23 protein-coding genes and 1 pseudogene are annotated in these 24473 nt (G+C 67.3%); 16 read left to right on the top strand and 8 right to left on the bottom strand.

Annotation, left to right across the window (positions count from 1 at the left end):
- Window positions 1–91 precede the first annotated feature (91 nt).
- The 6 genes from sucB (at window position 92) to QXH22_RS18620 (ending at window position 6905) form a co-directional block, all read left to right on the top strand.
- Window positions 92–1921: a 2-oxoglutarate dehydrogenase, E2 component, dihydrolipoamide succinyltransferase gene (gene sucB, locus QXH22_RS18645; RefSeq protein WP_306276593.1), complete on the top strand. Its 1830-nt coding sequence runs from the start codon at window positions 92–94 to the stop codon at window positions 1919–1921.
- A gap of 15 nt (window positions 1922–1936) precedes the next feature.
- Window positions 1937–2848, top strand: a complete 912-nt coding sequence (locus QXH22_RS18640; RefSeq protein WP_306239995.1) for a TIGR01777 family oxidoreductase — start codon at window positions 1937–1939, stop codon at window positions 2846–2848.
- A 90-nt stretch (window positions 2849–2938) separates the two neighbouring features.
- The gene (locus QXH22_RS18635) at window positions 2939–3691 is read left to right on the top strand and encodes a flavodoxin family protein (RefSeq protein WP_306239994.1); all 753 of its coding nucleotides are present in this window, start codon (window positions 2939–2941) and stop codon (window positions 3689–3691) included.
- Between the two features lie 25 nt (window positions 3692–3716).
- The gene (locus QXH22_RS18630) at window positions 3717–4568 is read left to right on the top strand and encodes a hypothetical protein (RefSeq protein WP_306276592.1); all 852 of its coding nucleotides are present in this window, start codon (window positions 3717–3719) and stop codon (window positions 4566–4568) included.
- Between the two features lie 16 nt (window positions 4569–4584).
- Window positions 4585–5244, top strand: a complete 660-nt coding sequence (locus tag QXH22_RS18625; protein WP_306276591.1) for an RraA family protein — start codon at window positions 4585–4587, stop codon at window positions 5242–5244.
- Window positions 5241–6905 carry an acetolactate synthase large subunit gene (locus QXH22_RS18620; RefSeq protein ID WP_306276590.1) on the top strand — a complete coding sequence of 555 codons (1665 nt, stop codon included), beginning with the start codon at window positions 5241–5243 and terminating at the stop codon, window positions 6903–6905. Before QXH22_RS18625 ends, QXH22_RS18620 begins: the two co-directional genes overlap by 4 nt.
- 2 nt (window positions 6906–6907) lie before the next feature.
- Here the strand turns inward: QXH22_RS18620 and QXH22_RS18615 are convergent, their stop codons facing one another.
- On the bottom strand, window positions 6908–7264 hold the full coding sequence (locus QXH22_RS18615; protein WP_306276589.1) for a DUF1622 domain-containing protein: 357 nt from the start codon (window positions 7262–7264) through the stop codon (window positions 6908–6910).
- A 59-nt stretch (window positions 7265–7323) separates the two neighbouring features.
- On the opposite strand from QXH22_RS18615, the gene lipB reads away from it, so the two are divergent.
- The 4 genes from lipB (at window position 7324) to QXH22_RS18595 (ending at window position 12446) form a co-directional block, all read left to right on the top strand.
- Complete coding sequence (lipB, locus tag QXH22_RS18610; RefSeq protein WP_306276588.1) at window positions 7324–8013, top strand: lipoyl(octanoyl) transferase LipB; 690 nt, start codon at window positions 7324–7326, stop codon at window positions 8011–8013.
- On the top strand, window positions 8010–8945 hold the full coding sequence (lipA, locus tag QXH22_RS18605) for a lipoyl synthase (protein ID WP_306276586.1): 936 nt from the start codon (window positions 8010–8012) through the stop codon (window positions 8943–8945). The genes lipB and lipA overlap by 4 nt, the downstream gene beginning before the upstream one ends.
- 26 nt (window positions 8946–8971) lie before the next feature.
- Window positions 8972–9724, top strand: a complete 753-nt coding sequence (locus QXH22_RS18600; protein ID WP_306276585.1) for a DUF4191 domain-containing protein — start codon at window positions 8972–8974, stop codon at window positions 9722–9724.
- Window positions 9725–10106: 382 nt separating this feature from the next.
- On the top strand, window positions 10107–12446 hold the full coding sequence (locus tag QXH22_RS18595) for a PE family protein (protein WP_306276584.1): 2340 nt from the start codon (window positions 10107–10109) through the stop codon (window positions 12444–12446).
- 3 nt (window positions 12447–12449) lie between these two features.
- Here the strand turns inward: QXH22_RS18595 and QXH22_RS18590 are convergent, their stop codons facing one another.
- Window positions 12450–12872: an RDD family protein gene (locus tag QXH22_RS18590; protein WP_306276921.1), complete on the bottom strand. Its 423-nt coding sequence runs from the start codon at window positions 12870–12872 to the stop codon at window positions 12450–12452.
- Between the two features lie 228 nt (window positions 12873–13100).
- Here QXH22_RS18590 and glnA point away from each other — a divergent pair, with 228 nt between their 5' ends.
- The 4 genes and pseudogenes from glnA (at window position 13101) to QXH22_RS18570 (ending at window position 16505) form a co-directional block, all read left to right on the top strand.
- Window positions 13101–14537 (top strand): type I glutamate--ammonia ligase, encoded by a 1437-nt coding sequence (gene glnA / locus QXH22_RS18585; protein ID WP_306276583.1) that lies wholly within the window; start codon window positions 13101–13103, stop codon window positions 14535–14537.
- A 211-nt stretch (window positions 14538–14748) separates the two neighbouring features.
- A pseudogene (locus tag QXH22_RS18580) lies at window positions 14749–15309 on the top strand (adenylate/guanylate cyclase domain-containing protein); the annotation flags it as partial.
- A gap of 294 nt (window positions 15310–15603) precedes the next feature.
- Complete coding sequence (locus QXH22_RS18575) at window positions 15604–16053, top strand: alpha/beta hydrolase (protein ID WP_306276582.1); 450 nt, start codon at window positions 15604–15606, stop codon at window positions 16051–16053.
- The gene (locus QXH22_RS18570; protein WP_306276581.1) at window positions 15960–16505 is read left to right on the top strand and encodes a hypothetical protein; all 546 of its coding nucleotides are present in this window, start codon (window positions 15960–15962) and stop codon (window positions 16503–16505) included. The genes QXH22_RS18575 and QXH22_RS18570 overlap by 94 nt, the downstream gene beginning before the upstream one ends.
- A 31-nt stretch (window positions 16506–16536) precedes the next feature.
- Here QXH22_RS18570 and QXH22_RS18565 read toward each other — a convergent pair whose 3' ends face one another.
- On the bottom strand, window positions 16537–16794 hold the full coding sequence (locus tag QXH22_RS18565) for a hypothetical protein (protein ID WP_306239983.1): 258 nt from the start codon (window positions 16792–16794) through the stop codon (window positions 16537–16539).
- 161 nt (window positions 16795–16955) lie between these two features.
- Here QXH22_RS18565 and QXH22_RS18560 point away from each other — a divergent pair, with 161 nt between their 5' ends.
- The gene (locus QXH22_RS18560; protein WP_306276580.1) at window positions 16956–17450 is read left to right on the top strand and encodes a DUF2231 domain-containing protein; all 495 of its coding nucleotides are present in this window, start codon (window positions 16956–16958) and stop codon (window positions 17448–17450) included.
- Here QXH22_RS18560 and QXH22_RS18555 read toward each other — a convergent pair.
- The gene (locus QXH22_RS18555) at window positions 17434–18843 is read right to left on the bottom strand and encodes a PLP-dependent aminotransferase family protein (protein ID WP_306276579.1); all 1410 of its coding nucleotides are present in this window, start codon (window positions 18841–18843) and stop codon (window positions 17434–17436) included. The genes QXH22_RS18560 and QXH22_RS18555 overlap by 17 nt on opposite strands.
- A 47-nt stretch (window positions 18844–18890) precedes the next feature.
- Between QXH22_RS18555 and QXH22_RS18550 the strand changes: the two genes are divergently transcribed.
- On the top strand, window positions 18891–19784 hold the full coding sequence (locus tag QXH22_RS18550) for an SAM-dependent methyltransferase (RefSeq protein ID WP_306276578.1): 894 nt from the start codon (window positions 18891–18893) through the stop codon (window positions 19782–19784).
- 11 nt (window positions 19785–19795) lie between these two features.
- Here the strand turns inward: QXH22_RS18550 and QXH22_RS18545 are convergent, their stop codons facing one another.
- The 4 genes from QXH22_RS18545 to QXH22_RS18530 are packed head-to-tail and all read right to left on the bottom strand — an operon-like array spanning window position 19796 to window position 24471.
- On the bottom strand, window positions 19796–20017 hold the full coding sequence (locus tag QXH22_RS18545; protein ID WP_306239979.1) for a hypothetical protein: 222 nt from the start codon (window positions 20015–20017) through the stop codon (window positions 19796–19798).
- A gap of 22 nt (window positions 20018–20039) precedes the next feature.
- Window positions 20040–20900, bottom strand: coding sequence for a TIGR03619 family F420-dependent LLM class oxidoreductase (locus tag QXH22_RS18540; protein ID WP_306239978.1), 861 nt, complete (start codon window positions 20898–20900; stop codon window positions 20040–20042).
- Complete coding sequence (locus QXH22_RS18535) at window positions 20897–21550, bottom strand: PaaI family thioesterase (RefSeq protein ID WP_306276576.1); 654 nt, start codon at window positions 21548–21550, stop codon at window positions 20897–20899. The genes QXH22_RS18540 and QXH22_RS18535 overlap by 4 nt, the downstream gene beginning before the upstream one ends.
- Window positions 21547–24471, bottom strand: coding sequence for a bifunctional [glutamine synthetase] adenylyltransferase/[glutamine synthetase]-adenylyl-L-tyrosine phosphorylase (locus tag QXH22_RS18530; protein ID WP_371934282.1), 2925 nt, complete (start codon window positions 24469–24471; stop codon window positions 21547–21549). The genes QXH22_RS18535 and QXH22_RS18530 overlap by 4 nt, the downstream gene beginning before the upstream one ends.
- Window positions 24472–24473: the final 2 nt, after the last annotated feature.

Below are 24473 nucleotides of genomic sequence, written 5' to 3'. Positions count from 1 at the left end.
CTCGACACGGTTGCCCACCCGGATTCTGACGGTGTGGTAAGCCAGAGGTCTACCTGCGCCGATCCGACGACCGTTCGAGGAGTCAACTCAGATGGCCTTCTCCGTCCAGATGCCGGCACTTGGTGAAAGCGTCACCGAGGGAACGGTCACCCGCTGGCTCAAACAGGAAGGCGACACGGTCGAAGTCGACGAGCCGCTCGTCGAGGTCTCGACCGACAAGGTTGACACCGAGATCCCGTCGCCGGCCGCGGGCGTGCTCACCAAGATCATCGCCCAGGAAGACGACACGGTAGAGGTCGGTGGCGACCTGGCCGTCATCGGCGACTCGGCCGACGACGCCGGTGACGGAGGCGACGCAGGCGGCGAAGCCGCCTCGGAGCCCGCCCAGGAGGAACCAAAGGAGGAGGCTCAGGAATCCTCGTCATCCGAGGAACCGGAGCAGGCCGAACCCGAAAGTGAGCCGGAGCCCGAGCCAGCGAAGTCCAGCGGTGGCAGCGGCGACGCGACGCCGGTCGTGATGCCCGAACTGGGCGAGTCGGTGACCGAGGGCACGGTCACGCGATGGCTGAAGAAGGTCGGCGACTCGGTCCAGGTGGACGAGCCGCTCGTGGAGGTGTCGACCGACAAGGTCGACACCGAGATCCCGTCACCGGTGGCGGGTGTCCTGGTCAGCATCACCGCCGAGGAAGACGACGTGGTGCAGGTCGGCGGCGAGCTGGCCAAGGTCGGTAGTTCCGATTCGGGCGCGGCCTCGGCTCCCGCGCCGAAACCCGAGCCCAGCGAGGAGAAGGCGGAGGCCGAGCCAAAGCCCGAGCCAGAGCCAGAGCCAGAGCCAGAGCCAGAGCCTGAGCCCGAAGCCAAGAAGGAACCCGAACCCAAGCCGGAGCCCAAGGAAGAACCCAAGCCCGAACCCAAAGAAGAGCCCAAGCAAGAAGCCAAGCCGGAGCCACAAGCCGAGCCCTCGTCCGACGGCGGCCCCTATGTGACGCCGCTGGTACGCAAACTCGCCGCCGAGCACAAGGTCGACCTGGCCGAAGTGACCGGCACCGGCGTGGGCGGGCGGATTCGCAAGCAGGACGTGCTGGCGGCCGCGGAGAAGAAGCAGCAACCCAAGGAAGAAGCCAAGCCCGCCGCTCAGCCCTCTGCCCCGGCGGCGAAGCCGGCTGCCGCGGCCGCGTCGGCGCCGTCACTAGCCCACTTGCGCGGAACCAAGCAGAAGGCCAGCCGGATTCGTCAGATCACCGCCGCCAAGACGCGCGAATCTCTGCAGGCCACCGCGCAGCTCACCCAGACCCACGAGGTCGACATGACCAAGATCGTGGCGCTGCGCAACCGGGCCAAGGCAGCGTTCGCCGAGCGCGAAGGGGTGAACCTGACGTTCCTGCCGTTCATCGCGCGGGCCGTCATCGACGCCCTCAAAATCCACCCCAACGTCAACGCCAGCTACAACGAAGAAACCAAGGAAATCACCTACTACGACGCCGAGCACCTCGGGTTCGCCGTCGACACCGAGCAGGGCCTCCTCTCCCCCGTCATCCACAACGCCGGCGACCTGTCGCTGGCCGGATTGGCGCGGGCCATCGCCGACATCGCCAACCGCGCACGGACGGGCAACCTCAAGCCCGACGAGCTGTCCGGCGGCACTTTCACCATCACCAACATCGGTAGCCAGGGCGCGTTGTTCGACACCCCGATTCTGGTGCCGCCGCAGGCCGCCATGCTGGGCACCGGGGCCATCGTCAAACGTCCCCGGGTGATCGTCGACGAATTCGGCAACGAGTCCATCGGTGTCCGGTCGATCAGCTACCTGCCGCTGACCTACGACCACCGGCTGATCGACGGCGCGGACGCCGGGCGTTTCCTGACCACGATCAAGCACCGGCTCGAAGAAGGAGCCTTCGAGGCCGATCTAGGGCTGTAGAAGGATTCCCGAGCCGTGGCCAAAGCGGTAATCGCGATAGCGGGTTCGTCTGGCTTGATCGGTTCGGCGCTGACCGCTGCGCTGCGCGCGTCCGACCATGACGTGCTGCGCATCGTCCGTCGTACGCCGGCGAATTCCGAAGAGCTGCACTGGAATCCGGAGAGCGGCGAATTCGACCCGGACGCGCTCGCAGACGTCGACGTGGTGGTTAACCTGTGTGGCGTCAACGTCGGCCAGCGCCGGTGGTCAGGTGCGTTCAAACAGAGCCTGCGCGACAGCCGGCTCGCGCCGACAGAGGTACTGGCCGCGGCCGTCGCCGACGCAGGGGTCGGCACGCTGATCAACGCGAGCGCGGTCGGCTATTACGGCGACACCAGAGACCGCGTGGTCGACGAGAACGATGCCGCCGGGCGGGGCTTTCTCGCCCAGTTGTGCGTCGACTGGGAGGCGGCCACGTTGCCCGCGCAGTACGAAGGCGCCCGGGTAGTGCTGGCCCGGACGGGTGTCGTGCTGGCCCCCTCGGGCGGCGCCCTGCGGATGATGCGGCCGGTGTTCTCGGTGGGCCTGGGCGCTCGACTGGGTAGCGGCCGTCAGTACATGTCGTGGATCAGCCTTGAAGACGAGGTCCGGGCACTGCTGTTCGCCATCTCCAATCCAACGTTGTCCGGTCCGGTCAACCTGACCGGACCGGCGCCGGTGACCAACGCAGAGTTCACCACCGCCTTCGGCCGGGCGGTCAACCGCCCGACGCCGATGGCCGTGCCGGGGTTCGCGGTCCGCGCCGCACTCGGAGAATTTGCCGACGAGGGTCTGCTCACCGGTCAGCGCGCCATTCCGACAGCCTTGGAACAAGCGGGTTTTCAGTTCCACCACAACACAATTGGCGAGGCACTCGATTACGCCACGGCCCGTCGTGAACAGGACTAGATACCTCCGCTGAACCCATTCCCGACCAGCGGTTTCTGCGGTATCTTGCTTCCGGCGTGATTAGCCGACACGACGGACAGGTGGAGAAGCGTGACTGCCTCGGTTTTTCATGACGTGAAAAAGGAGGGGCCGCTGTATGCACTCTTCCTCAACTGCACCCTGAAGAAGGGGCCGGAGGTTTCCAATACCGAGGCGCTGTGCAATCTGCTCATCGAACGACTACGAGCCCACGAACCGGACATCGAAACCGAGATCGTCCGCGTCGTGGACTACAACGTCAAGCCCGGTATCGGAAACGACGAAGGCGACGGCGACGAATGGCCAATGATTCTGGAAAAAGTCAAGCGCTGCAACATCATTGTGCCCGCCATGCCGATCTGGATGGGCGTGCGGTCGTCGGTGATGCAGCGCGTGATCGAGCGTCTGGACGGCACCACCAAGACGGTGATGTGTGAGCGCACCGGCCAGTTCCCGTTGTACGGAACGGTCGCGGGCTGTGTGGTCACCGGCAACGAGGACGGCAGCCACGACTGCGTCGCGAACACCTTCGCAAACCTGTTGCACTTCGGAGTGACCGTGCCGCCCAACACCGATCTCTACTGGGTCGGCGATGCCGGGCCGGGAGCCAGCTATATCGAGGCGGGCGGCGAACTGTCGCCGTATGTGCGGCGCAACGCCGAACTGACCGCGCTCAACCTGCTCTTCGGCGCGAAGCTGCTGCGGGACAACCCGTACACCGTCAACATCGCCCGGCACAACGCGATCATGATGCAGCGCAACGAAGTCAAGGCCGCCGCGATGAAGCTTGCGATCAGCTACCTGCGCGAGAACATGCCGGACTGAGCACTCGTCGAGCAGCGACGCGGCAATGCAGGGTGATCCGCTCCCGAGTATCAGCGAGGCCGACGCGACCGGGCGCGTCGCCGATCTCTACGACGACATCCGCAAGACCCTGGGGATGTCTTTCGTCAACCTGGTGTGGCGTCACCTGGCGTCCATTCCAGACGGCCTGGAGTGGACCTGGGCGACGATGAAGCCGCTGTTCGCCAACGGCACCGTGTACTCGGAGGCCGACGCGCTGCGCGCCGCACCGGATCTGCCGCCGGTGCCCCGGTTCTCCACCGCGGCGCTCCGTGCGGTCGGAATTGACGCCGATCAAGAAATGGCGATCAGAGCAACCCTTTCCGGCTACGACAGGGGTAACCCGCTGAACACGGTGGCATTTTGCGCAGTGCTGGCCCGCCTGAACGGATCCACACCATCGCCGTGCCCACCGGTGCGCCCACCGTCCCGTGCACCTTCGGCGCTACCTGTGCCTCCGCCACTGAATTTCGACCAGATGCCGACCCATGTTGCGGAATTGGTGCGCAGCGTCAACCTGATCGGAGCGCGCGGGCAGGAACAAACCCTGCAGGTCAGCCTGCCCAGAAATCTGGCCCGTTGGCCCAGCATGTTGGTGCTCTACTACGCGGCCCTGCAGCCGCTGCACGACAGCGGGTCACTGCTCACCGCCGTCGACTGTGTGGTTGACGACGCCAGGCGCCGCGGTGTCACAGTCAGCGGAGCCCTGGGCCGTACCGGCCTTCCCGAGCCCGCTACGACGGCCGCCGTGCGGGCTTCGCTGGAGCAGCTGATACCTCATGCGATGGGCCGCATGATTCCGGTGGTGAGTCTGCTGCTGCGGATGCTGCCAGCTGGTCCCCAAGAAAAAATCCGCTGATTGGAGAGGTGAAAGCATGGAGTTGACCGAATTGGTTGCGGGTCTCGGAGTGGCCGACGTGGTCGACGCGATGACGATGACGCATGCGCACCGTGCTCACATCATCGAGCTCGACAGCCCCGATCCCAGCCGGGTCCTCGTCGGCCCGGCGGTGACGATTTCCTATCTGCCGGTGCGGAAGGATCTGATGGATCCGGAGCGGCACAGCCTCGGACCGGCCATCTACCGGGCCGTCGCCGAACATGATCCCGCTGGGGCGGTGCTCGTGATGGCCTCCAACGGCTATCAACACACGTCGCTGGGCGGGGGCACCAAGCTCAGCCGGGTGGAAAACCTCGGCATGGCAGGCATTCTCGCCGATGGCAAGCTCCGCGACTACGAAGAGCTGAACACCTACCGGTTCGCCACCTACAGCCGCGGCGAGACGGTGCGGGCCGGCGGGAACGAAGTCCAGCCCTACCTGGCCGACGTCCCGATCGCCGTCGGTGGCGTCACCGTCGTACCCGGCGACGTCATCTTCGCCAAAGGTTCGACGGCCGTGGTGATTCCGGGCGGTGAGGCCGAAGCGATCCTGACCAAGGCGCGCAACATCATGCACAAGATGGACGCCGCCAAAGAAAGCCTCAAGCGCGAAGACCCCGAGACAGTCCTCAGTCAGGGCAGCGGCGAACTGTGAGCGCGCCGGCGAACACCAGCGAACAGCTGGTCGCCGCCCTGGCCGCCGAAGGCGTCGAGTACGTCTTCGGCATTCCGGGCGATGAAAACCTGCATTTCATGGAGGCGCTCCGCAAAGACGGCCGGATCACTTTCGTGCTCTTTCGCCACGAACAGGCCGCCGGTTTCGCCGCGGCCGCCTACGGGCGGCTCACCGGCAAGCTCGCCGTCGCCATGTCGACCCTGGGCGCCGGTGCCATGAACCTGACGACGCCGGTGGCCCACGCCTATTTGGCGGCTATGCCGATGCTGGTGATCACGGGGCAGAAGGCGGTGCGCGACAACAGGATGGGCCAGTACCAGCTGGTCGACGTGGTCGATGTGATGCGCCCGATCACCAAGTTCGCCGCCAAGATCCCATCCGGTCCGATGGCCGGGTCGCTGGTGCGCCAGGCGATGATGTCAGCACTGGAAGGGCGTCAGGGTCCGGCGCACCTCGAGTTGCCCGACGATGTGGCCCGGGATTCCGAACTCGGCCCGTCAGTCCCGTGCCGGCACAGCCAGATCCCGGTTGCAACCCAGGAGAGCATCGACGCCGCGGCCCAACTGATTCACCAGGCACGCCGGCCACTGATCATGGTCGGCGGCGGCACCCGCGCCAACCGCCCCGAGGTCGCGGCGGCCGTGCGGGAACTGATCGACAAGACTCAGATCCCATTCGTCGCGACGATGATGGGCAAAGGCGTCGCCAACGAGGATCACCCCCGCTACGTCGGGTGTTCGATCATGCCCGCCGATTACCCGAACTGCGCTATCCAGGCCGCCGATCTGATCCTCAACATCGGTCATGACGTCATGGAGAAGCCCACTCTGTTCATGCGGGCCGACGGCACCCAGACCGTCATCCACCTCAATCCCTTTGCCGCCAGAGGCGACAACAGCTACTTCCCCCAAGCTCAGATCGTCGGTGAGATGGCCGATGCCGTGCAACGGCTCACCGCACAGCTGGCCCCTGATCCCGACTGGGATCACGACGGCTTCCTCCGACTGGCCGAGCAGACACGGCGCAGTATCCAAGACTCGGCAACCGACACGTCGTTTCCGGCCAAGCAGGGCCATCTCATCGCAACATTGCGGGACTTCATGGCCGACGACGACATCCTGTCACTCGACAACGGTATTCACATGATGTGGGCGACAAGGAATTTCAATGCCCGCCAACCCAACACCATGTTGATCGACCACGCTCTTGGATCGATGGGGATCAGCCTGCCGGCCGCCATCGCGGCCAAGCTCGTCCATCCCGCACGCAAGGTTGTGGTGCTCACCGGCGACGGCGGGTTTGCGATGAACATCCAGGATCTCGAGACAGCGGTGCGGCTGCGGCTGGATCTGATTGTGGTGGTGTTCAACGACAAGAGCCTGGGGATGATCGCGATGAAACAGGTTGCCGACGGTTACCAGCGGTACGGCGTCGATTTCGACAACCCCGACTTCGTCGCCCTGGCACGCAGTTACGGCGCCACCGGGCACCGACTGCAGGACCCGGCCCAGTTCCGTGCCCTGCTCGAAAAGGCCGCCGCAGCCGGCGGCGTGCACATCATCGATGCCCCGGTGGACCCGCATGCGAACCTCGCCCTGATGCAGGAGATGCGGTCGGTCGACTGTGCGGGTGTCGTTTAGCCTCAGGTGGCCTGCGTCCCCGAATCACTGTCCCGCCAAGGCCATTTGCCGGTCATCTCCACGGTCAGCGAAAGGCTCAGGAAGGTCCGGATGGCCACGACGCCGGCCAGTGCCGCGACGTGCTGTGTGTTGGGGGTGACGACGATCGTCTTGACGATGTCACCGGCCACCAGAAATTCCAGGCCGATCAGAATCGAGCGTCCCAGGTTGTTGCGGAGGTCGCGGTAGGCCTGATCCGGCGAGCGCGGAAACCGTTTGAGGAAGAGCCCACAGGCGATCACGCAACCGATCACGATCACCGACACTCCTGCGACGTCGATGGCAGAGCCGACGTGGTCCACGATCTGCAGCAGAACCATGGCAGGCAGATTAGCGGTGGTGGAGCCGCTGGGCGGGCGCTTCGCGTAACGTCGTTGGAGTGACGGGTTCAATCCGGTCCAGCCCCGCCCCGATCGACGTACGGCAGCTCGGCCCGATCGACTACCGCGACGCCTGGCAATTGCAACGCGATCTTGCCGACGCACGGGTCGCCGGTGGTTCCGACACACTGCTGCTGCTCGAACACCCCGCGGTCTACACCGCCGGCCGACGCACCGAATCGCAGGAACGGCCGGTGGATGGCACCCCGGTCGTCGACACCGATCGCGGCGGCAAGATCACCTGGCACGGCCCCGGCCAGTTGGTGGGCTACCCGATCATCGGACTGGCCGAGCCCCTCGACGTGGTGAACTACGTGCGGGTCCTCGAGGAGGCGCTGATCAAGGTGTGTGGCGATCTCGGCCTGGAAACCGGGCGGGTGGACGGACGCTCCGGGGTGTGGGTTGCCGGCCGGCCCGCCCGGAAGGTAGCGGCGATCGGGGTGCGGGTGGCGCGCTCGACGACGTTGCACGGGTTCGCGCTCAACTGCGACTGCGACCTGGCGTCATTCACCACGATCGTGCCGTGCGGGATCACCGACGCCGGAGTCACGACGTTATCCGTCGAACTCGGCCGCCGCGTCGCCGTCGACGACGTCCGGGCCGCGGTCGCCGATGCCGTGTGCGACGCCCTGAATGGTCTGTTGCCGGTACGGGATCACGTGGCCGGCCGCGTAGCATCGACTATGTGACTGTCGCTCCGGAGGGTCGGAAACTGCTGCGCCTGGAAGTGCGCAATGCCCAGACTCCGATCGAGCGCAAGCCGCCGTGGATCAAGACTCGGGCCCGGATGGGACCGGAGTACACCGAACTCAAGAGCCTCGTCCGGCGCGAGGGCCTGCACACCGTGTGCGAAGAGGCCGGCTGCCCCAACATCTTCGAATGCTGGGAGGACCGCGAGGCGACCTTCCTGATCGGCGGCGACCAGTGCACCCGCCGCTGCGATTTCTGCCAGATCGACACCGGCAAGCCCGCCGACCTCGACCGCGACGAGCCGCGCCGGGTGGCCGAAAGCGTACAGACGATGGGCCTGCGCTACGCCACCATTACCGGCGTCGCCCGCGACGACCTGCCCGACGGCGGCGCCTGGTTGTACGCCGAAACGGTGCGGGCGATCAAGGAGCTCAACCCGTCAACCGGTGTTGAACTGCTGGTTCCGGACTTCAACGGCGAACCGACCCGCCTGGCCGAGGTCTTCGAATCCCGGCCGGAAGTGTTGGCGCACAACGTCGAAACGGTGCCGCGCATCTTCAAGCGAATCCGTCCGGCCTTCACCTACCGGCGCAGTCTGGACGTGCTCACCGCGGCGCGTGACTTCGGCCTGGTCACCAAGAGCAACCTGATCCTCGGCCTGGGTGAAACTCCCGACGAGGTGCACACCGCGCTGGCCGACCTGCACAATGCCGGCTGCGACATCGTCACCATCACTCAGTATCTGCGGCCGACGGCGCGCCACCATCCGGTGGAACGCTGGGTGACACCGGATGAATTCGTCGAGTTCGCGCGATTCGCCGAAGGACTGGGCTTCGCCGGGGTCTTGGCCGGGCCGCTGGTTCGCTCCTCCTACCGGGCCGGCCGACTCTACGAGCAGGCCCGCGCGTCGCGAACCTCGGCGCCCGGATAACCGGCGCATACGTATCCTTGACAACTATGGCGAAATCCCGAACTGCTGCTGAGAACAAGGCCGCCAAGGCCGAGGCGGCGGCCGCCCGCAAGGCTGCTTCCAAACAACGCCGAGCTCAGCTGTGGCAGGCGTTCAACATGCAGCGCAAGCAGGACAAGCGCCTGCTGCCGTACATGATCGGCGCGTTCGTGCTGATCGTGGCCGTCAGCGTGGCCGTCGGCGTGTGGGCCGGCGGACTGACCATGATCATGATGATCCCGATCGGTCTGCTGCTCGGCGCACTGGTGGCGTTCATCATCTTCGGCCGACGGGCCCAGCGCAGCATTTTCAAGCAGGCCGAAGGTCAGACCGGCGCAGCCGCATGGGTGCTGGACAACCTGCGGGGCAAGTGGCGGGTGACGCCCGGAGTGGCCGCGACAGGACACTTCGACGCGGTGCACCGGGTGATCGGCCGGCCCGGCGTCATCCTGGTCGGCGAGGGCTCGGCGACTCGCGTCAAACCATTGCTCGCACAGGAGAAGAAGCGTACGGCGCGGGTGGTCGGCGAAGTGCCGATCTACGACATCATCGTGGGCAACGGCGACGGCGAGGTTGCGCTGGCAAAGCTGGAGCGCCACCTGAACCGCCTTCCGGCCAATATCACCGTCAAGCAGATGGATACATTGGAATCCCGACTGGCCGCACTCGGGTCGCGGGCCGGCGCCGCGATGATGCCAAAAGGACCGCTGCCGAACTCCGGAAAAATGCGCGGCGTGCAGCGCACCGTGCGCCGCAAGTAATTCGTCACCGCGCGGTTCAACCCCTCGACCGCCCGCCCAATTGAATTCAATCGACAATGACCTATAATTTCGCCGCTTTCATAGCTGTGTACGCGTCCTTCACCGATTCCGGACACCGCTCTACCCACTGACTGCCTGGGCTTTCTGCACATCGCCGGATATCTTCGCGCTGTAAAGCCGTTTTACAAATACGCGACAAATACCGCGAAAAGCCATTTATGTATAGCCGCTTCACATTGACGTCGAAGGTAATAAGTTATTTATAACGTTTTGATAAACTAGTGTGAATCTTGCCATAACTCGCCGTACGTTTGCGCCTGATATTTCGGGCAAATTCGAAGCGACTCGTCGGTAGCCGGGTCTCTACGGTGGGAGGACAGCAGTGTCGTTTGTGATCGTTTCGACGGAGACTGTGGCGGCGGCCACCTCGAATCTGGCAAGCATCGGGTCCGCAATCACCGAAGCCAACGCTGCGGCAACGACGGCCACGACGGAGGTGCTGGCCGCCGGTGCCGACGAAGTGTCGGCGGCCGTCGCGGCGCTGTTCAGCGGGCACGGCGAGATGTACCGCTCCGTCAGCGCCCAGGCGACGGCATTTCACGAGGAATTCGTGCGCATCCTGAGCGCGGGCGGCATCGCCTACGGCAGTGCGGACGCGGTCAACGCCTCGTTGCAGACGATCCAGCAGAACCTGCTCGGGGCGATCAACGCCCCCACTCAGACGTTGCTCGGCCGACCGCTGATCGGTAACGGCGCCAACGGGTTGCCCGGTACCGGACAGAACGGCGGAGCGGGTGGCCTGCTGTTCGGCAATGGCGGCAACGGTGGCTCGGGGGCGATCGGCCAAAACGGCGGCACCGGTGGCGCCGCCGGCCTGTTCGGTAACGGCGGGGCCGGCGGAGCCGGCGGACGGGGCGCGAACGGAGGCGCCGGAGGCACCAGTGGGTGGTTGTACGGCAACGGCGGGTCCGGCGGTATCGGCGGACTGGGGCTCGGCGGGTCCGGCGGAGCCGGTGGGGCCGGTGGCAACGCGATGGGCCTGATCGGAACTGGCGGCGCCGGCGGAACGGGTGGACTCGGCACGGTCGGTGGTGCCGGCGGCAGCGGCGGCAGCGGCGGCCTGCTCTTCGGTGTCGGCGGCAACGGCGGCGCGGGCGGCGTCGGTGCCGGCGGGGTCGGTGGGGCCGGCGGTAACGGCGGCAACGTCTTCGGGCTCATCGGCAACGGCGGCGCGGGCGGCGTCGGCGGACAAACCGGCGACGGAACGGTAGCGGCACCGGCCGGTGGCAACGGCGGTACCGGCGGGTGGCTGTTCGGCAACGGCGGCGCCGGTGGCGCGGGCGGATACAACATCTTCGGGGGCCCGGGCGGCGCGGGCGGCGCCGGCGGCAACGTGCTCGGCCTGATCGGCGACGGCGGTGCCGGTGGCGCCGGCGGGTACACCACGACGGGCGTTGCCGGGGCCGGAGGTGCCGGCGGCGGCAGCGGGCATCTGCTGGGCAACGGCGGAATCGGCGGGAACGGCGGCATGGCGACCGCCGCCGGAGGCACCGGCGGGTCCGGCGGCGCGGGCGGCAACGCGCTCACCGTCATCGGCAACGGCGGGGGTGGCGGTCTCGGCGGCAATGGTGTTGCGGGCAGCGGTGGCGCCGGCGGCAGCGGCGGCAACGGCGGCCTGGTGATCGGCTTCGGCGGCAATGGCGGAGCCGGCGGCCTCGGTGCCGCCGGGTTCGGCGGGGTCGGCGGCAACGGCGGCAATGCGATCGGACTGATCGGCGATGGCGGCGCCGGCGGCGTCGGCGGACAGAGCGCTACCGCCATCACACAGGCAGCGGCCTCCGGCGGCAACGGTGGCACCGGTGGTCTGTTGTTCGGCAACGGCGGAGCGGGCGCCGCCGGCGGGTACAACACGCTCGGCGGAGCGGGTGGCGCCGGCGGTCGCGGCGGCAGCGTGCTGGGACTGATCGGTGACGGCGGGGCCGGCGGGGCCGGCGGGGCCACCACGAACGGAACGGGCGGTACTGGCGGCGGCGGCGGTGTCAGCGGGCGCCTGTTCGGAAACGGCGGACTGGCCGGCAACGGCGGCACCGCGACCAGCGTCGGTGGCACCGGCGGGGTCGGCGGCTCCGGCGGCAACTCGGTCGCGCTGGTCGGCAACGGCGGAGCCGGCGGGGTCGGCGGTTACGGCGTATTCGGCAGCGGCGGGGCCGGCGGCAGTGGCGGTACCAGCGGTCTGCTCTTCGGCTTCGGCGGCAACGGCGGACTCGGCGGCATCGGCGGTGGCGTAGCCGGGGTCGGCGGGGCCGGCGGCAACGGCGGCGGAGCGGTGGGGCTTATCGGCAACGGCGGCAACGGCGGACTGGGCGGCTTCGGCTTCACCGGCGGCGCGCACGGCGGTAGCGGTGGCAACGGCGGCGTGCTGTGGGGCAACGGTGGCGACGGCGGCGGGGGCGGCCAGCTCGGCGGTGCCGGCGGTAACGGCGGCAACGCCGGGATGTGGTTCGGCAACGGCGGGGCCGGCGGTGATGGTTATGCCGGCGACAACGGCGTCATCAAAGGCGGCAACGGGGGCAGCGGCGGTCGCGCCGCCTCCGGAATCGGTTTCGGCGGCAACGGTGGCAGCGGTGGTCTCAACGCGGGCGCCGGCGGCGGCACCGGCGGTGCCGGCGGCCAGGGCAGCGCGCTGCCAGGAACGGGCGGCAGCGCCGGCGCCAACGGGTGAGCGTCAGCGGCGTAGCACCGCGGTCCTGGTCAACCGGTCCTGCAAGCCCCGCCCGTCGGAATCGGTGAACAGCGGCGGGACCACCAGGAAGATCAGCAATCCGCGGACCAGCGCACGGCCGATGCCGATCGGCAGCCGGCCGTCCGTTGCCGCCACCTGAATCCGCAGCGCAAGCTGACCCGGCGAGAATCCGAACAGCCGCACCGACACCGCGCCGATCACCAGCCACACCAGCGCTTGCACCGTCGACAACAACGCGTCGGAAATTGCTCCAAAGGTCAGCGCGAGCAGCGCCAGCCCGCCGGCGATCAACCAGTCGACCAGTAATGCCAACAGGCGGCGTCCCATGGGAGCCACCGAACCCGGGCCGGTCCGCGGCAGGCCGAGCGTTTCGCCGGGGTAACCGGCAGGTGATTCCGGCGTCATCGACGGTGTCCGGCGAAGTCGGCCGCCCGTGGTTGGCATCGCCCATTCAGCATCGACGGCGGACCAGTTACGATCTTGCGGGCCATGGCCTTCACAATAGGGCCCGGCGGTCACCGGGCGCTGTTGCGGCCGCTGTGGTACGTAACCTCTGCGCAACACGGGGTTGACTGACGGGCAACAACTGCTCCCTAGCGTCGGCCGCGAATCACCAAGTAAAGGAGCCTTCACGTGACGGAAAAGACGCCCGACGACGTCTTCAAACTTGCCAAAGACGAAAACGTCGAGTTTGTCGACGTCCGTTTCTGCGACCTGCCCGGCATCATGCAGCACTTCACCATTCCGATCTCGTTCTTCGACAACAGCGTGTTCGAGGACGGCCTGGCCTTCGACGGCTCGTCGATCCGTGGTTTCCAGTCGATCCACGAGTCCGACATGCTGCTGCTGCCGGACCCGGAGACGGCCCAGATCGACCTGTTCACGCAGGCCAAGACGCTGAACCTGAACTTCTTCGTGCACGACCCGTTCACCCTCGAGCCGTACTCCCGCGACCCGCGCAACGTCGCCCGCAAGGCCGAGAACTACCTGATCAGCACCGGTATCGCCGACACGGCGTACTTCGGTGCCGAGGCCGAGTTCTACATCTTCGACTCGGTGAGCTTCGACTCGCGCACCAACGGCTCGTTCTACGAGGTGGACGCCATCTCGGGTTGGTGGAACACCGGTGCAGCCAACGAGGCCGACGGCAGCCCCAACCGCGGGTACAAGGTCCGCCCCAAGGGTGGCTACTTTCCGGTGGCGCCCGTCGACCACTACGTCGACCTGCGCAGCAAGATGCTGCAGAACCTGATCGCGGCCGGCTTCAGCCTGGAGAAGGGCCACCACGAGGTGGGCACCGGCGGCCAGGCCGAGATCAACTACAAGTTCAACACGCTGCTGCACGCGGCCGACGACATGCAGCTGTACAAGTACATCGTCAAGAACACCGCCTGGGCCAACGGCAAGACGGTGACGTTCATGCCCAAGCCGCTGTTCGGTGACAACGGCTCCGGCATGCACACCCACCAGTCGCTGTGGAAGGACGGCAGCCCCCTGATGTACGACGAGACCGGTTACGCCGGGCTGTCGGACACCGCCCGCCACTACATCGGTGGCCTGCTGCACCACGCCCCGTCGCTGCTGGCGTTCACCAACCCGACGGTGAACTCCTACAAGCGTCTGGTGCCGGGCTATGAGGCCCCGATCAACCTGGTGTACAGCCAGCGGAACCGGAGTGCGTGCGTGCGTATCCCGATCACCGGCAGCAATCCCAAGGCCAAGCGCCTCGAGTTCCGTTGCCCCGACTCCTCGGGTAACCCGTACCTGGCGTTCGCGGCGATGCTGATGGCCGGCCTGGACGGCATCAAGAACAAGATCGAGCCGCAGGCGCCGGTCGACAAGGACCTCTATGAGCTGCCGCCGGAGGAGGCTGCGAACATCCCGCAGGCACCGACTCAGCTCTCCGCGGTGATCGACAAGCTCGAGCAGGACCACGAGTACCTCACCGAGGGCGGCGTGTTCACGCCCGACCTCATCGAGACGTGGATCAACTTCAAGCGGGAGAACGAGATCCTGCCGGTGCAGATCCGGCCGACCCCGTACGAGTTTGCGCTGTACTACGACGTCTAAGTGACGTCGAAGTCCACGCCGGTCCTACAGCCTGAGTAGGCCAGGACAGCGACGAGCCACCCGCGCCGCGATCGCTTCGCCGATCGCCGCGCGGGTGGTTTCGTTTGTGCGCCGGGACCAACGGCCGCCGGCAAGCACCATGGTGCAAGCGCGGCGGTTATGAGATTCTGCCGATGTGCCTGCTCCGCCGGCCGCTGCTCCTTCGGGAGTGGTGACGTTCCTCTTCACCGATATCGAGGGCTCCACCCGTCGGTGGGAGGCTGACGCCGCTGCGATGCGCGCCGCTCTGAGCGCTCATGACGAGGTATTGCACCACACGATCCAGACCCACGGCGGCTTCGTGTTCAAGCACACCGGCGACGGTGTCTGTGCGGCCTTCGCCTCGCCCTGCTCCGCCGTGGAAGCTGCGGTGGCTGCACAGCGGAAGCTGGACCTGCCGGTGCGAATGGGGTTGGCCACCGGTGAAGCCGAACTGCGCGAGGCCGATTATTTCGGGGTGGTGCTCAATCGTGCGGCGCGGGTCATGGCCGCCGGGCATGGCGGGCAGATCCTGTTGGCCGAGTCGACCGCATGTCTGCTGAGCGGCGTGGACCTCATCGATCTGGGACCACGACGGTTGCGGGATCTCCCCGTGCCGGTCGGCCTGTTTCAGGTCCGGGCTGCGGGCTTGCGGACGGAGTTTCCGCCGTTGCGGGCGCTGGATACGGGTCCGGGAAATCTGCGGCCCACCGGCACGAGTCTGATCGGGCGCGAAGCCGACGTCGCCGCGGTCGCACCTACGCGAGACCCTTGGCGACCAGGCTTTCGAATCGCTCGCCCGGGCGGGCGAACTGATGACCACCAACGCCCCCGTGACGTACGCCTGCGACCAAATCGACCAGACCCGAACAGAACTCGAACACTTCGTCTAGAACGCGGACCGCCCGTCGAAGGTGCCCTGCCCCGAGCGGTTTGAGGGAGTCATTCCGACATCTCCGAGATCACACTGCAGAGCGCGGTGCAGTTCAGATAACCTCGCCTACGCTTGACACCGGACCACTATGTTGCGCCGGAACGGACCAAGCCAGTGCCTGAGGATGCATTTTTCGAATCTGGCGGAATACGTTGCGCAGCTGACCTTTACCGGCCCGACACTGGTGAGGAGAAGGCGCCGTGCGTAGTGATGGGACATGGGGGTAGCGGCACCAAGCGACTCGGACTCCCCCGCTACGCCGAACGGTTCGCCGCAGCGGGGCTGGCCGTCCTGGCGTTCGATTACAGGCACTTCGGAGCCAGCGCCGGCGAGCCGCGACAAGTCATCAACATCGCAGAACAACACGAAGACTATCGGGCAGCGGTGCGCTTCGCGCGGGATCTTTCGGGCGTCGACCCGGCCCGGATCGCGCTGTGGGGCACCTCCCTCAGCGGGGCCACGTATCGACGGTGGCCTCCGAAGACCCGGCTATCGCTGCGGTGGTCGCGCAGGTTCCCGTCATCGACGGCTGGCATCGCGGCCGTGGCTTACGTCAACGGCTGACCTGGGATATCACTTGGCGCACAGCACAATTCACTGCCGCGGCCCTGCGAGATATCGTCCACGACCGGGCCGGACGGGCACCGTACCTGGTGCCGGTGGTCGACGAACCCGGTCACGTCGCGGTATTCACCGAACCCGACGCGAAGGCAGTGTTCGACGAACTCGGCGGCGAATCCGTAGGCTGGCGTAACGCGTTGGCGCCACGCATGATCTTCGGCCTGCCTCGCTACCGCACCGGGACTGCTGAAAGACTGCACATGCCGGTTCTGATGTGTCTCGCAGACCGGGATTTACAGGCTTCAGCCACCTTCGCGGCCAAGCTCGCGGCGCGCATGCCGAACGTGGAGATCCATCATTATCCGGTCGGCCACTTCGACGTCTACCTGGAACCTCTGCGCAACGAGATCGCTTGCACGCAAGCCGAATTCCTGCACCGCCAACTAAGCCGATGAATGCGGTGATCCGCCTTTACCCGCTGAACAGCTAAGCGGTGCGGGTCAGTTCATCGGCCGGCTGCGGCAGCGCCTCCTCAGCCGCAGCGAACCAGCCGAGATATCCCAGCCCGGCACCGATCGCGGTGTAAACAGCGGCCTCGGTCCACATGTACCCGACGCCCCATCTTCTGCCGAGAAAAGTCGGCTCGCTGACCAGGCCGGCCGACGTCGCCATCGCGTACCCCGCGTGCGCCCAGCCCAATGCCCCGAAGAAGCCCGATAGGAATTTGCAGACTTCGCGATTCATGGCCAATCCTCCCGCCACCATGTCAGAGACGAATTCAATCGTCAGCTGCGCTAGGCAGGCTCGCCAAGAGTCCTTAGTCCCCCACCTGACCCCCACAGTTTCCGCCCAGCGACGGCTGACAGGATCGGAGGCCCACCCACACCCCGACGGCAGGAGTCCCCATGACCGTATTCAGCGGGTTGCCGGCGCACGTGCTGCTCGTTCATTTCCTGGTCGTGCTGGTGCCACTGACCGCGGTGCTCGAGATGCTCTGCGCGTTGTGGCCGGCCGTGCGCCGCGGGCAGATCGTATGGCTCAATGTGGCGCTGTCGATCGTCGTCATGGTGTTGACGCCGATCACCGTCGAGGCCGGTGAGTGGCTCTACGATCTGCGCCGCAACCCCGACCCGATCCTGGAGCAACACGCGGAGCGCGGCAGCTGGATGGTCTATTTCGCCGTGGCCCTACTGGTCGTCGCCATCGCGCTGGCCGTGCTGCACGTGGTCGAACGCCGATCCGACGAGCCACGGCGGGTCGCCAAAGCTGTCGTCTCAGTGCTCGCGGTGGTGGTGGGCATCGCGTCGATGATCCAGATCTACCGGGTCGGTGACACCGGCGCCCGCTCGGTGTGGGGCAACGAGATTGCGCATCTGCGTCAGGTCACCAACAAGAAGTGACGGCCCGCATCAATTGACCGAGATGGTCGAGCGCGCCGGCATATTCGTGCTCGGGCGGGGTGCCGTAGCCGACCACGATTCCTGCGCTACGCGATCCGGCGCCGTGCCAGAACGGGGCCAGACCCGTCAGTGCGACGTTGCGCCCGCGTGCGAGCTGCAACGCAGCGGTCTCGGCGCGATCCGCCGGCAGCGAGATCACGGCGTGTAGTCCGGCGGAAATGCCCTGCACCGCCATCTCGGGTGCGCAGCCGGCCAGGCATTCCACCAGCGCGTCGCGGCGATCGCGGTATCGGCGACGCATGCGCCGCACGTGGCGGTCCAGCGCGCCAGACTCGATCAGCTCCGCCAGCGCCAACTGCGCCAACACATCTGTGCCTCGGTCGGCCCGCCGCTTGGCTTCGGTCACCGCCTCGACCAGCCCGCCGGGCACCACCAGCCAGCCCAGCCGCAGCCCCGGCGCCAGGCTCTTGCTGGCGCTTCCGGCGTAGACGACCTGTTCGGGGGCAAGGCCCTGCAGTGCGCCGACGGGGTGGCGGTCATACCGGAACTCACCGTCGTAGTCGTCTTCGATGAGATATGCGCCGCGCTCCGCGGCGATCCGGGTGAACGCGGTGCGCCGGCGGGCGTCGAGCGTCATCCCCAGCGGAGCCTGGTGGGCCGGGGTGAGCACCGCCGCTGCCGCCGATACCGGCCATCCGTCGGGGTTCGCGCCACTTTCGTCGACATCGAGGGGATGGACCGTGAGTCCGGCCGACTCGGCGATCGCGCGGTGGTCGGGAAGACAGGGGTTCTCCAGCGCAACCGATCGGGCACCACCGCAGGCCAGCGCGTCGCATACCAGCCGTAAGCCCTGCGTGAATCCACTGCAGATCACGATCTGCTCGCTGCTGGTGAGCACGCCCCGAACCCGGCCCAGATAGTCCGCCAGCACCGCACGCAGACGCGCGGACCCGCGCGGGTCACCCGGGCCGAGTTCGGCGTGTGCGGTGACGTGCAGAGCGCGCCGCAGCGCACGCAGCCATTCCTCGCGCGGGAACATACTCAGATCCGGACGGCCCAACCGGAAATCAGCTACGACACGCGGCGCGGCAGGTTGGGCGCTGGCACGGGCCGGCGCCAACGAACCCTGTGCCACTTCGGTTGCCGCGCCCGGCCGGGTCCGCAGGTATCCCTCGGCCGCGAGTTGCGAGTACACCTCCACGACGGTTCCGCGGGCGATCTCGAGTTGCGTCGCCAACGCCCGCGAGGACGGCAACCACTGTCCGGGAGCCAGACGACCGTCCCGGATCGCTTGTCGCAGCGCTTTTTCCAGTGCCACCCGGCGGCCCCGGCCGGGTGGCAGGTCCAGGTGGAGATCAAGCCCTCCGGGCTCACTGGTCCATGAAATAGACATCGAATTGGACCTTATCGATGAACTGGTTCTTTCGTAAGGTCGCAGACATGACGGCACCCACCGCAACACGTCGACGTCTCGACCGGACGGCAAGCCTGACGGCGCAGGTCAACGCGGCTCAGCGCGCCGCGGAATCCATGCGCCCACCCAGTCGCCGGCTGATCGAGGACCCACAGTCCCGCCACTTCGTCGAGCATCCGGCGTTGCGGGCCGCACTGGCGCACCCGGTTACCGCGGATGCCGCACTTCGGGTGTTCGACCGGGTATGGGGCGGCCTGCACGCCCACATCGCGCTGCGGGTGCGCTATGCCGACGACGCCTGCTCCGCTGCGGTCGACGCGGGCGTCGACCAGTTGGTGCTGCTCGGCGCGGGTTTCGACACCTCCTGCTTGCGGCTCGCCGACGCCGCGGTGACGGTGTTCGAGGTCGACGCACCCGCCACCCAGGCGCATAAACGGCCGGTGGTCGAGCGGCTCGCCCCATGTGCCCAAACCGTCTGGGTATCCTGCGATTTCGAGCACGACGTGCTACACCGGCGGCTGCTGGAGGCCGGCTTCGACCCCGTCCGGCCCAGTCTGATCGTCTGGCTCGGTGTCAGCATGTATCTCACCTCCGAGGCCATCGACGCGACTTTGAGCGACCTGCAGAAGCTCTGCGCGCCCGGCAGTCGATTGATCGTCGACTACCTCCGCGACGGTGTCGTCTCGGCTCGCACACCGTGGCCGGGCGCCAACCGCATCACCCGGTTGGTGGCCCGGCGCGGCGAGCCCTATCGCTCCGACTTCACCGAAGACGGTCTCGATGCTCTCCTCGCTCGCCACGGATTCCGATCGACCGAACACGTGGGTGTCGCCGGGCTGCTGAGGCGCTACGACCCGGCGAACAGGAGCCGGCTGGCCACCGATGACTGGCTGGCCGTCGCGACGGCGTATCGGCAGTGACGCCGGGAGCCTCAGAATTTGGGGCGATGCGCGATGATGCCGCGGGACATCCGCACCGGGGTTCCGTCCACCACCTCCACGACCTCCAGCCAGGCGCCCGGGGCCACGAAGTGCCGGCTGATGTCCTCGCGCTTCATCGAGATGACCAGCACGCCCGCGTCGGTCACCTCGAAGGTGTCGAAGGCACTGTAGTCACGGGCTTCTCCGTTGGCGAAAACGACCGTGAAAGCCATATTGGGAGTATCGCGGGCGGCCTCAGCCGTCGAGCGCGAGGTCCTCGCGAAAGCGCCGCAGCCCGTCGATCTTCTCGGACAGGGTCGCTTCCGGGCCGGCGTAGAACATCCACGGCATGGTGATGATGCCGGTGATGCCCGCTTCCTCGGCGCGCCGGTAGTGCTCGACGGTGAACGCGTCGGTCAGCGGGGTCAGGATGGTGAAACCCTCCATCGACAAACCGTTTTCGGCGCGCAGCTTCCGCAGCTTGTCCACCGCCTCGATTGCACGTTCGGTGTTGATCAGGTCCCCGATCCACCCGTCGTAGCGGGCGGCGCGGCGCAACGCGATGTCGCTGAGCCCGCCGACGTAGACCGGAATCGGGGGTGGCGTCGGCTGCATCTCCAGGCGCGGCGCGTGGTAGAACGTGCCGTCGAACTCGGTCCAGCCCGGCGACCACAGCTCGCGCATCAGGTCGATCATTTCCTCGGTCCGCTTGCCGCGCGCCGCGAACTGCTCCCCCATCAGCTCGAACTCCTCGCGGCACCAGCCCACCCCGATTCCGAGTTCGATCCGGCCCGACGCCAGAAGTGCCGCGGTGCCAATGGCTTTCGCCGCTGAATACGGATTGCGCATGGCTGGGATGTAGACCGTGGTGACGAACTTCAGCCGCGTCGTGACCTGCGCGAGGGCACCGACGAGCACCCACGGGTCGGGCCAGTCGGTGAAGGGCTGCCAGCGACGCGACCCGTCTTTGGTGTACGGGTAGGGCGTCTGCAGTGTCTCCAGGTTGACGACGTGATCGGGTATGCCCAACCCGTCGTAGCCGAGTTCGTCTGCGGCCTTGGCGATCTCGATGATGTCGGGCGTGTTCAGGAAGGCGCTGCTGACGTAGAACCTCACTGTCCATTCCCGCCGTCGCGCGCCCATGCCGGTTCGATGAAGACGCCTTCGGATTCGACGGTGATTCCCTCGGCATCTGAAATGAACCCGCGCGCAAACACTTTGACGCCCTCCCTGCGGTCTATCCAGGCTTCGGAGCGCAGCGGACCCAAGGGCGTGCCGCGCAGATACTTCACGGTGATCGTTCCGGTGAACCGTGCCTTGGAGAGGCCCTCGCTGGCCGCCTCACCGAGCATGTGGTCGAGCACCAGGGCGCTGACTCCGCCGTGCACCAGCTTCGGCGGCCCCTCGTAGGCCTGGCCGAGCATGAAGTCGGCCCAGCATCGTCCGCCGCCGTCGTGGTGTACCACCAACGGGGGCGCGATCGGGTTGCATGCGCCGACGACGGCGTTGCCCAACGGCAGCGGACGGCCGTCGACGCGGTAGCTCACCCCGACGGGCCGGGTGCGTTGCCGCAGCGACCGGGTGACCGCCTCGATCGCGGCCTGGGCCTGGGCGACGGTGTCGGCGTCGACCTCGGTGCGAACGGTGGCGTCGAGGAGGTCGCGGACAGCGTCGGCCAGCGGTGCGTACAGGGCGGTCACTCGGTCGGCTTCGGGCGCACTCAGCACCTCGAACAGGGCGCCCAGCGCTCCGGCATCCTGGGTCAACTTCCGAACACCTTGCGCACCACGGCTTTTGCCCGCCTTGTCACCCGAAGATAGTTGTCCAAAAATTCGCCGCCGTCGTCGTTGTGCCAGCCCGCCGCCACGGCGACGGCATTGAGCTGACGCCCCGGCCCGGGCAACTGGTCGGTGGGCTTGCCGCGGACCAGTACCAGGGCATTGCGGGCCCGCGTCGCCGTGAGCCACGCCTGGCGCAACAGTTCGACCTCTTCCTGGTCGACCAGACCGTATTCGGCGATGACATCCAGGGACTGCAGCGTGGACGTGTTGTGCAGAGCCTGGATCTCGTGCGCATGCCGGAGCTGCAGCAACTGCACCGTCCATTCGATGTCGGCCAGTCCCCCGCGCCCCAGCTTCGTGTGGGTGTTGGGATCGGCGCCGCGCGGCAACCGCTCGGACTCGATGCGCGCCTTGATGCGGCGGATCTCGTGCACCGCCTCGGCCGACACGCCGTCGGGCGGGTAGCGCGTCTTGTCGACCATCAGCAGGAAGCGCTGACCCAGTTCCAGGTCACCGGCCACGGCGTGGGCCCGCAGCAGCGCCTGAATCTCCCACGGCTGCGCCCACTGCGCGTAATAGGCCTCGTAGGACGCCAGCGTGCGGACCAGCGGACCGTTGCGACCCTCCGGTCGCAGGTTGGCATCGACCTCCAGCGGCGGGTCGACGCTGGGCTGGCCCAACTGCTTTCGGACCTGCTCGGCGATCGAGTTGGCCCATTTCATCGCGTGCGAATCCGCGGCGCCGTTGGCCGTTTCGCAGACAAACATGACATCGGCATCCGAGCCGTAGCCCAACTCGGCACCACCGAGGCGACCCATCCCGATCACCGCGATCACCGCGGGGGCGCGGCCGTCCTCGGGCAAATTGGCCCGGATCGTCGCATCCAGCGCGGCCTGCAGCACGGCCACCCAGATCGAGGTGAGCGCGGCGCACACGTCGGTGACCTCGAGCATGCCCAGCAGGTCCGCCGAGCCGACGCGCGCGAGCTCCCGACGGCGCAGGGTGCGGGCGGCGGCGATGGCCCGGGCCGGGTCGGCGTGGCGTCCCGCAGAGGCAACCAGCGCCCGCGCCACCGCGGCGGGTTCGGCCTCGAGCAGCATCGGGCCAGAGGGCCGGTCGCCGTAGTTCTGGATCACCTCAGGTGCGCGCATCAGCAGATCCGGCACGTAGGCGGAGGTGCCCAGCACATGCATGAGGCGCTTGCCCACCGTCGGCTTGTCGCGCAACGTCGCCAGGTACCAGCTCTGCGAGGACAGCGCCTCGCTGAGCCGCCGATACGCCAGCAGCCCGGTGTCCGGATCTGGGGCATAGGACAGCCAGTCCAGCAGGCGCGGCAGCAGCACGGATTGCACCCGGCCGCGCCGCCCACTCTGATTCACCAACGCCGACATGTGCTTCAGGGCAATTTGCGGGCCCTCGTAACCGAGCGCGGCCAGCTGACGCTCCGCCGCCTCGGACGTCATGCGGCCACCGACGATCTCCAGCCCGGCGTGGCCGATCGACTCCAGCAGCGGCTGGTAGAACAGCTTGGAGTGCAGCCGGGACACCCGGACGTTCTGGTGTTTGAGTTCCTCGCGCAGCACCCCGGCCGCGTCGTGGCGGCCGTCGGGCCGGATGTGCGCGGCGCGCGCCAGCCAGCGCACCGCCTCCTCGTCTCCGGGCTCGGGCAGCAGGTGGGTGCGCTTGAGCCGTTGCAGCTGCAGCCGATGCTCGAGCAGCCGCAGGAACTCGTAGGAGGCGATCATGTTCGCCGCGTCCTCGCGGCCGATGTAGCCCCCCTCGCCCAGCGCGGCCAGCGCGTCCACCGTGGACGCGACATGTAGTGATTCGTCGCCGCGTCCGTGTACCAGCTGCAGCAGCTGGGCGGCGAACTCGACATCACGAAGGCCACCGCTGCCGAGCTTCAGTTCGCGGCCGCGGATGTCGGCGGGCACCAGTTGCTCCACCCGGCGCCGCATGGCCTGCACCTCGGAGACGAAATCCTCACGCTCGCACGCCGTCCACACCATCGGCGTCAGCGCTTCGAGGTAGCGCCGGCCGAGTTCGGCGTCACCGACCGCGGCTCGCGCCTTCATCAGCGCCTGAAACTCCCAGGTCTTCGCCCAGCGCTGGTAGTAGGCGATGTGCGACTCGACCGTCCGGACCAATTCCCCGTGGCGCCCCTCAGGGCGCAGCGCGGCGTCCACCTCGAAGAACGCCGACGACGCGAGCCGCATCATCTCGCTGGCCACCCTGGTGGTGATCGCGTCCGCGCGCTCCCCGACGAAGATCACGTCTACGTCGCTGACGTAGTTCAGTTCGCGCGCACCGCATTTACCCATCGCGATGACGGCCAGCCGGGGTGGGGTGCGGTCGCCGCACACCGACTCTTCGGCCACCCGCAGTGCCGCGGCCAGCGCGGCGTCAGCGGTGTCGGCCAGCTGCGCGGCGACGGTGACGAACGGCAGCACCGGCTCGTCCTCGACCGTCGCGGCCAGGTCGAGTGCCGCGAGCACCAGCAGCTGGTCGCGGTACACCGAGCGCAGCCGGTGCACGATCGTGCCCGGCGCACCCGAGCATTCCTCGACGCAGCGCAGGAAGGTCTGGTTCAGCTTCTCGCGGCTGGGCAGTTTGACCTTGCCGCGCAGCAACTTCCAGGAATGCGGGTTGGCAATGACATGGTCACCCAGCGCCAGCGAGGAACCCAGCACGGCGAACAGCCGACCGCGCAGGCTGCGCTCGGTGAGCAGCGCAGTGCTCAGCTCGTCCCAGCCGGTGTCAGGGTTCTCGGACAGCCGGACCAGGGCGCGCAGTGCGGCGTCGGCATCGGGGGCACGCGAGAGCGCCCAGAGCAGATCGACGTGCGCCTGGTCGTCGTGTTTGTCCCAACCCAGCTGCGCCAGCCGGTCGCCCGCGGGCGGATCCATCA

The sequence above is a fragment of the Mycobacterium sp. TY814 genome (assembly GCF_030755175.1).
Lineage (GTDB): Bacteria > Actinomycetota > Actinomycetes > Mycobacteriales > Mycobacteriaceae > Mycobacterium.
The sequence above is the reverse complement of the archived record's forward strand: the minus strand, read 5'-3'. Positions and strand labels throughout refer to the sequence as shown.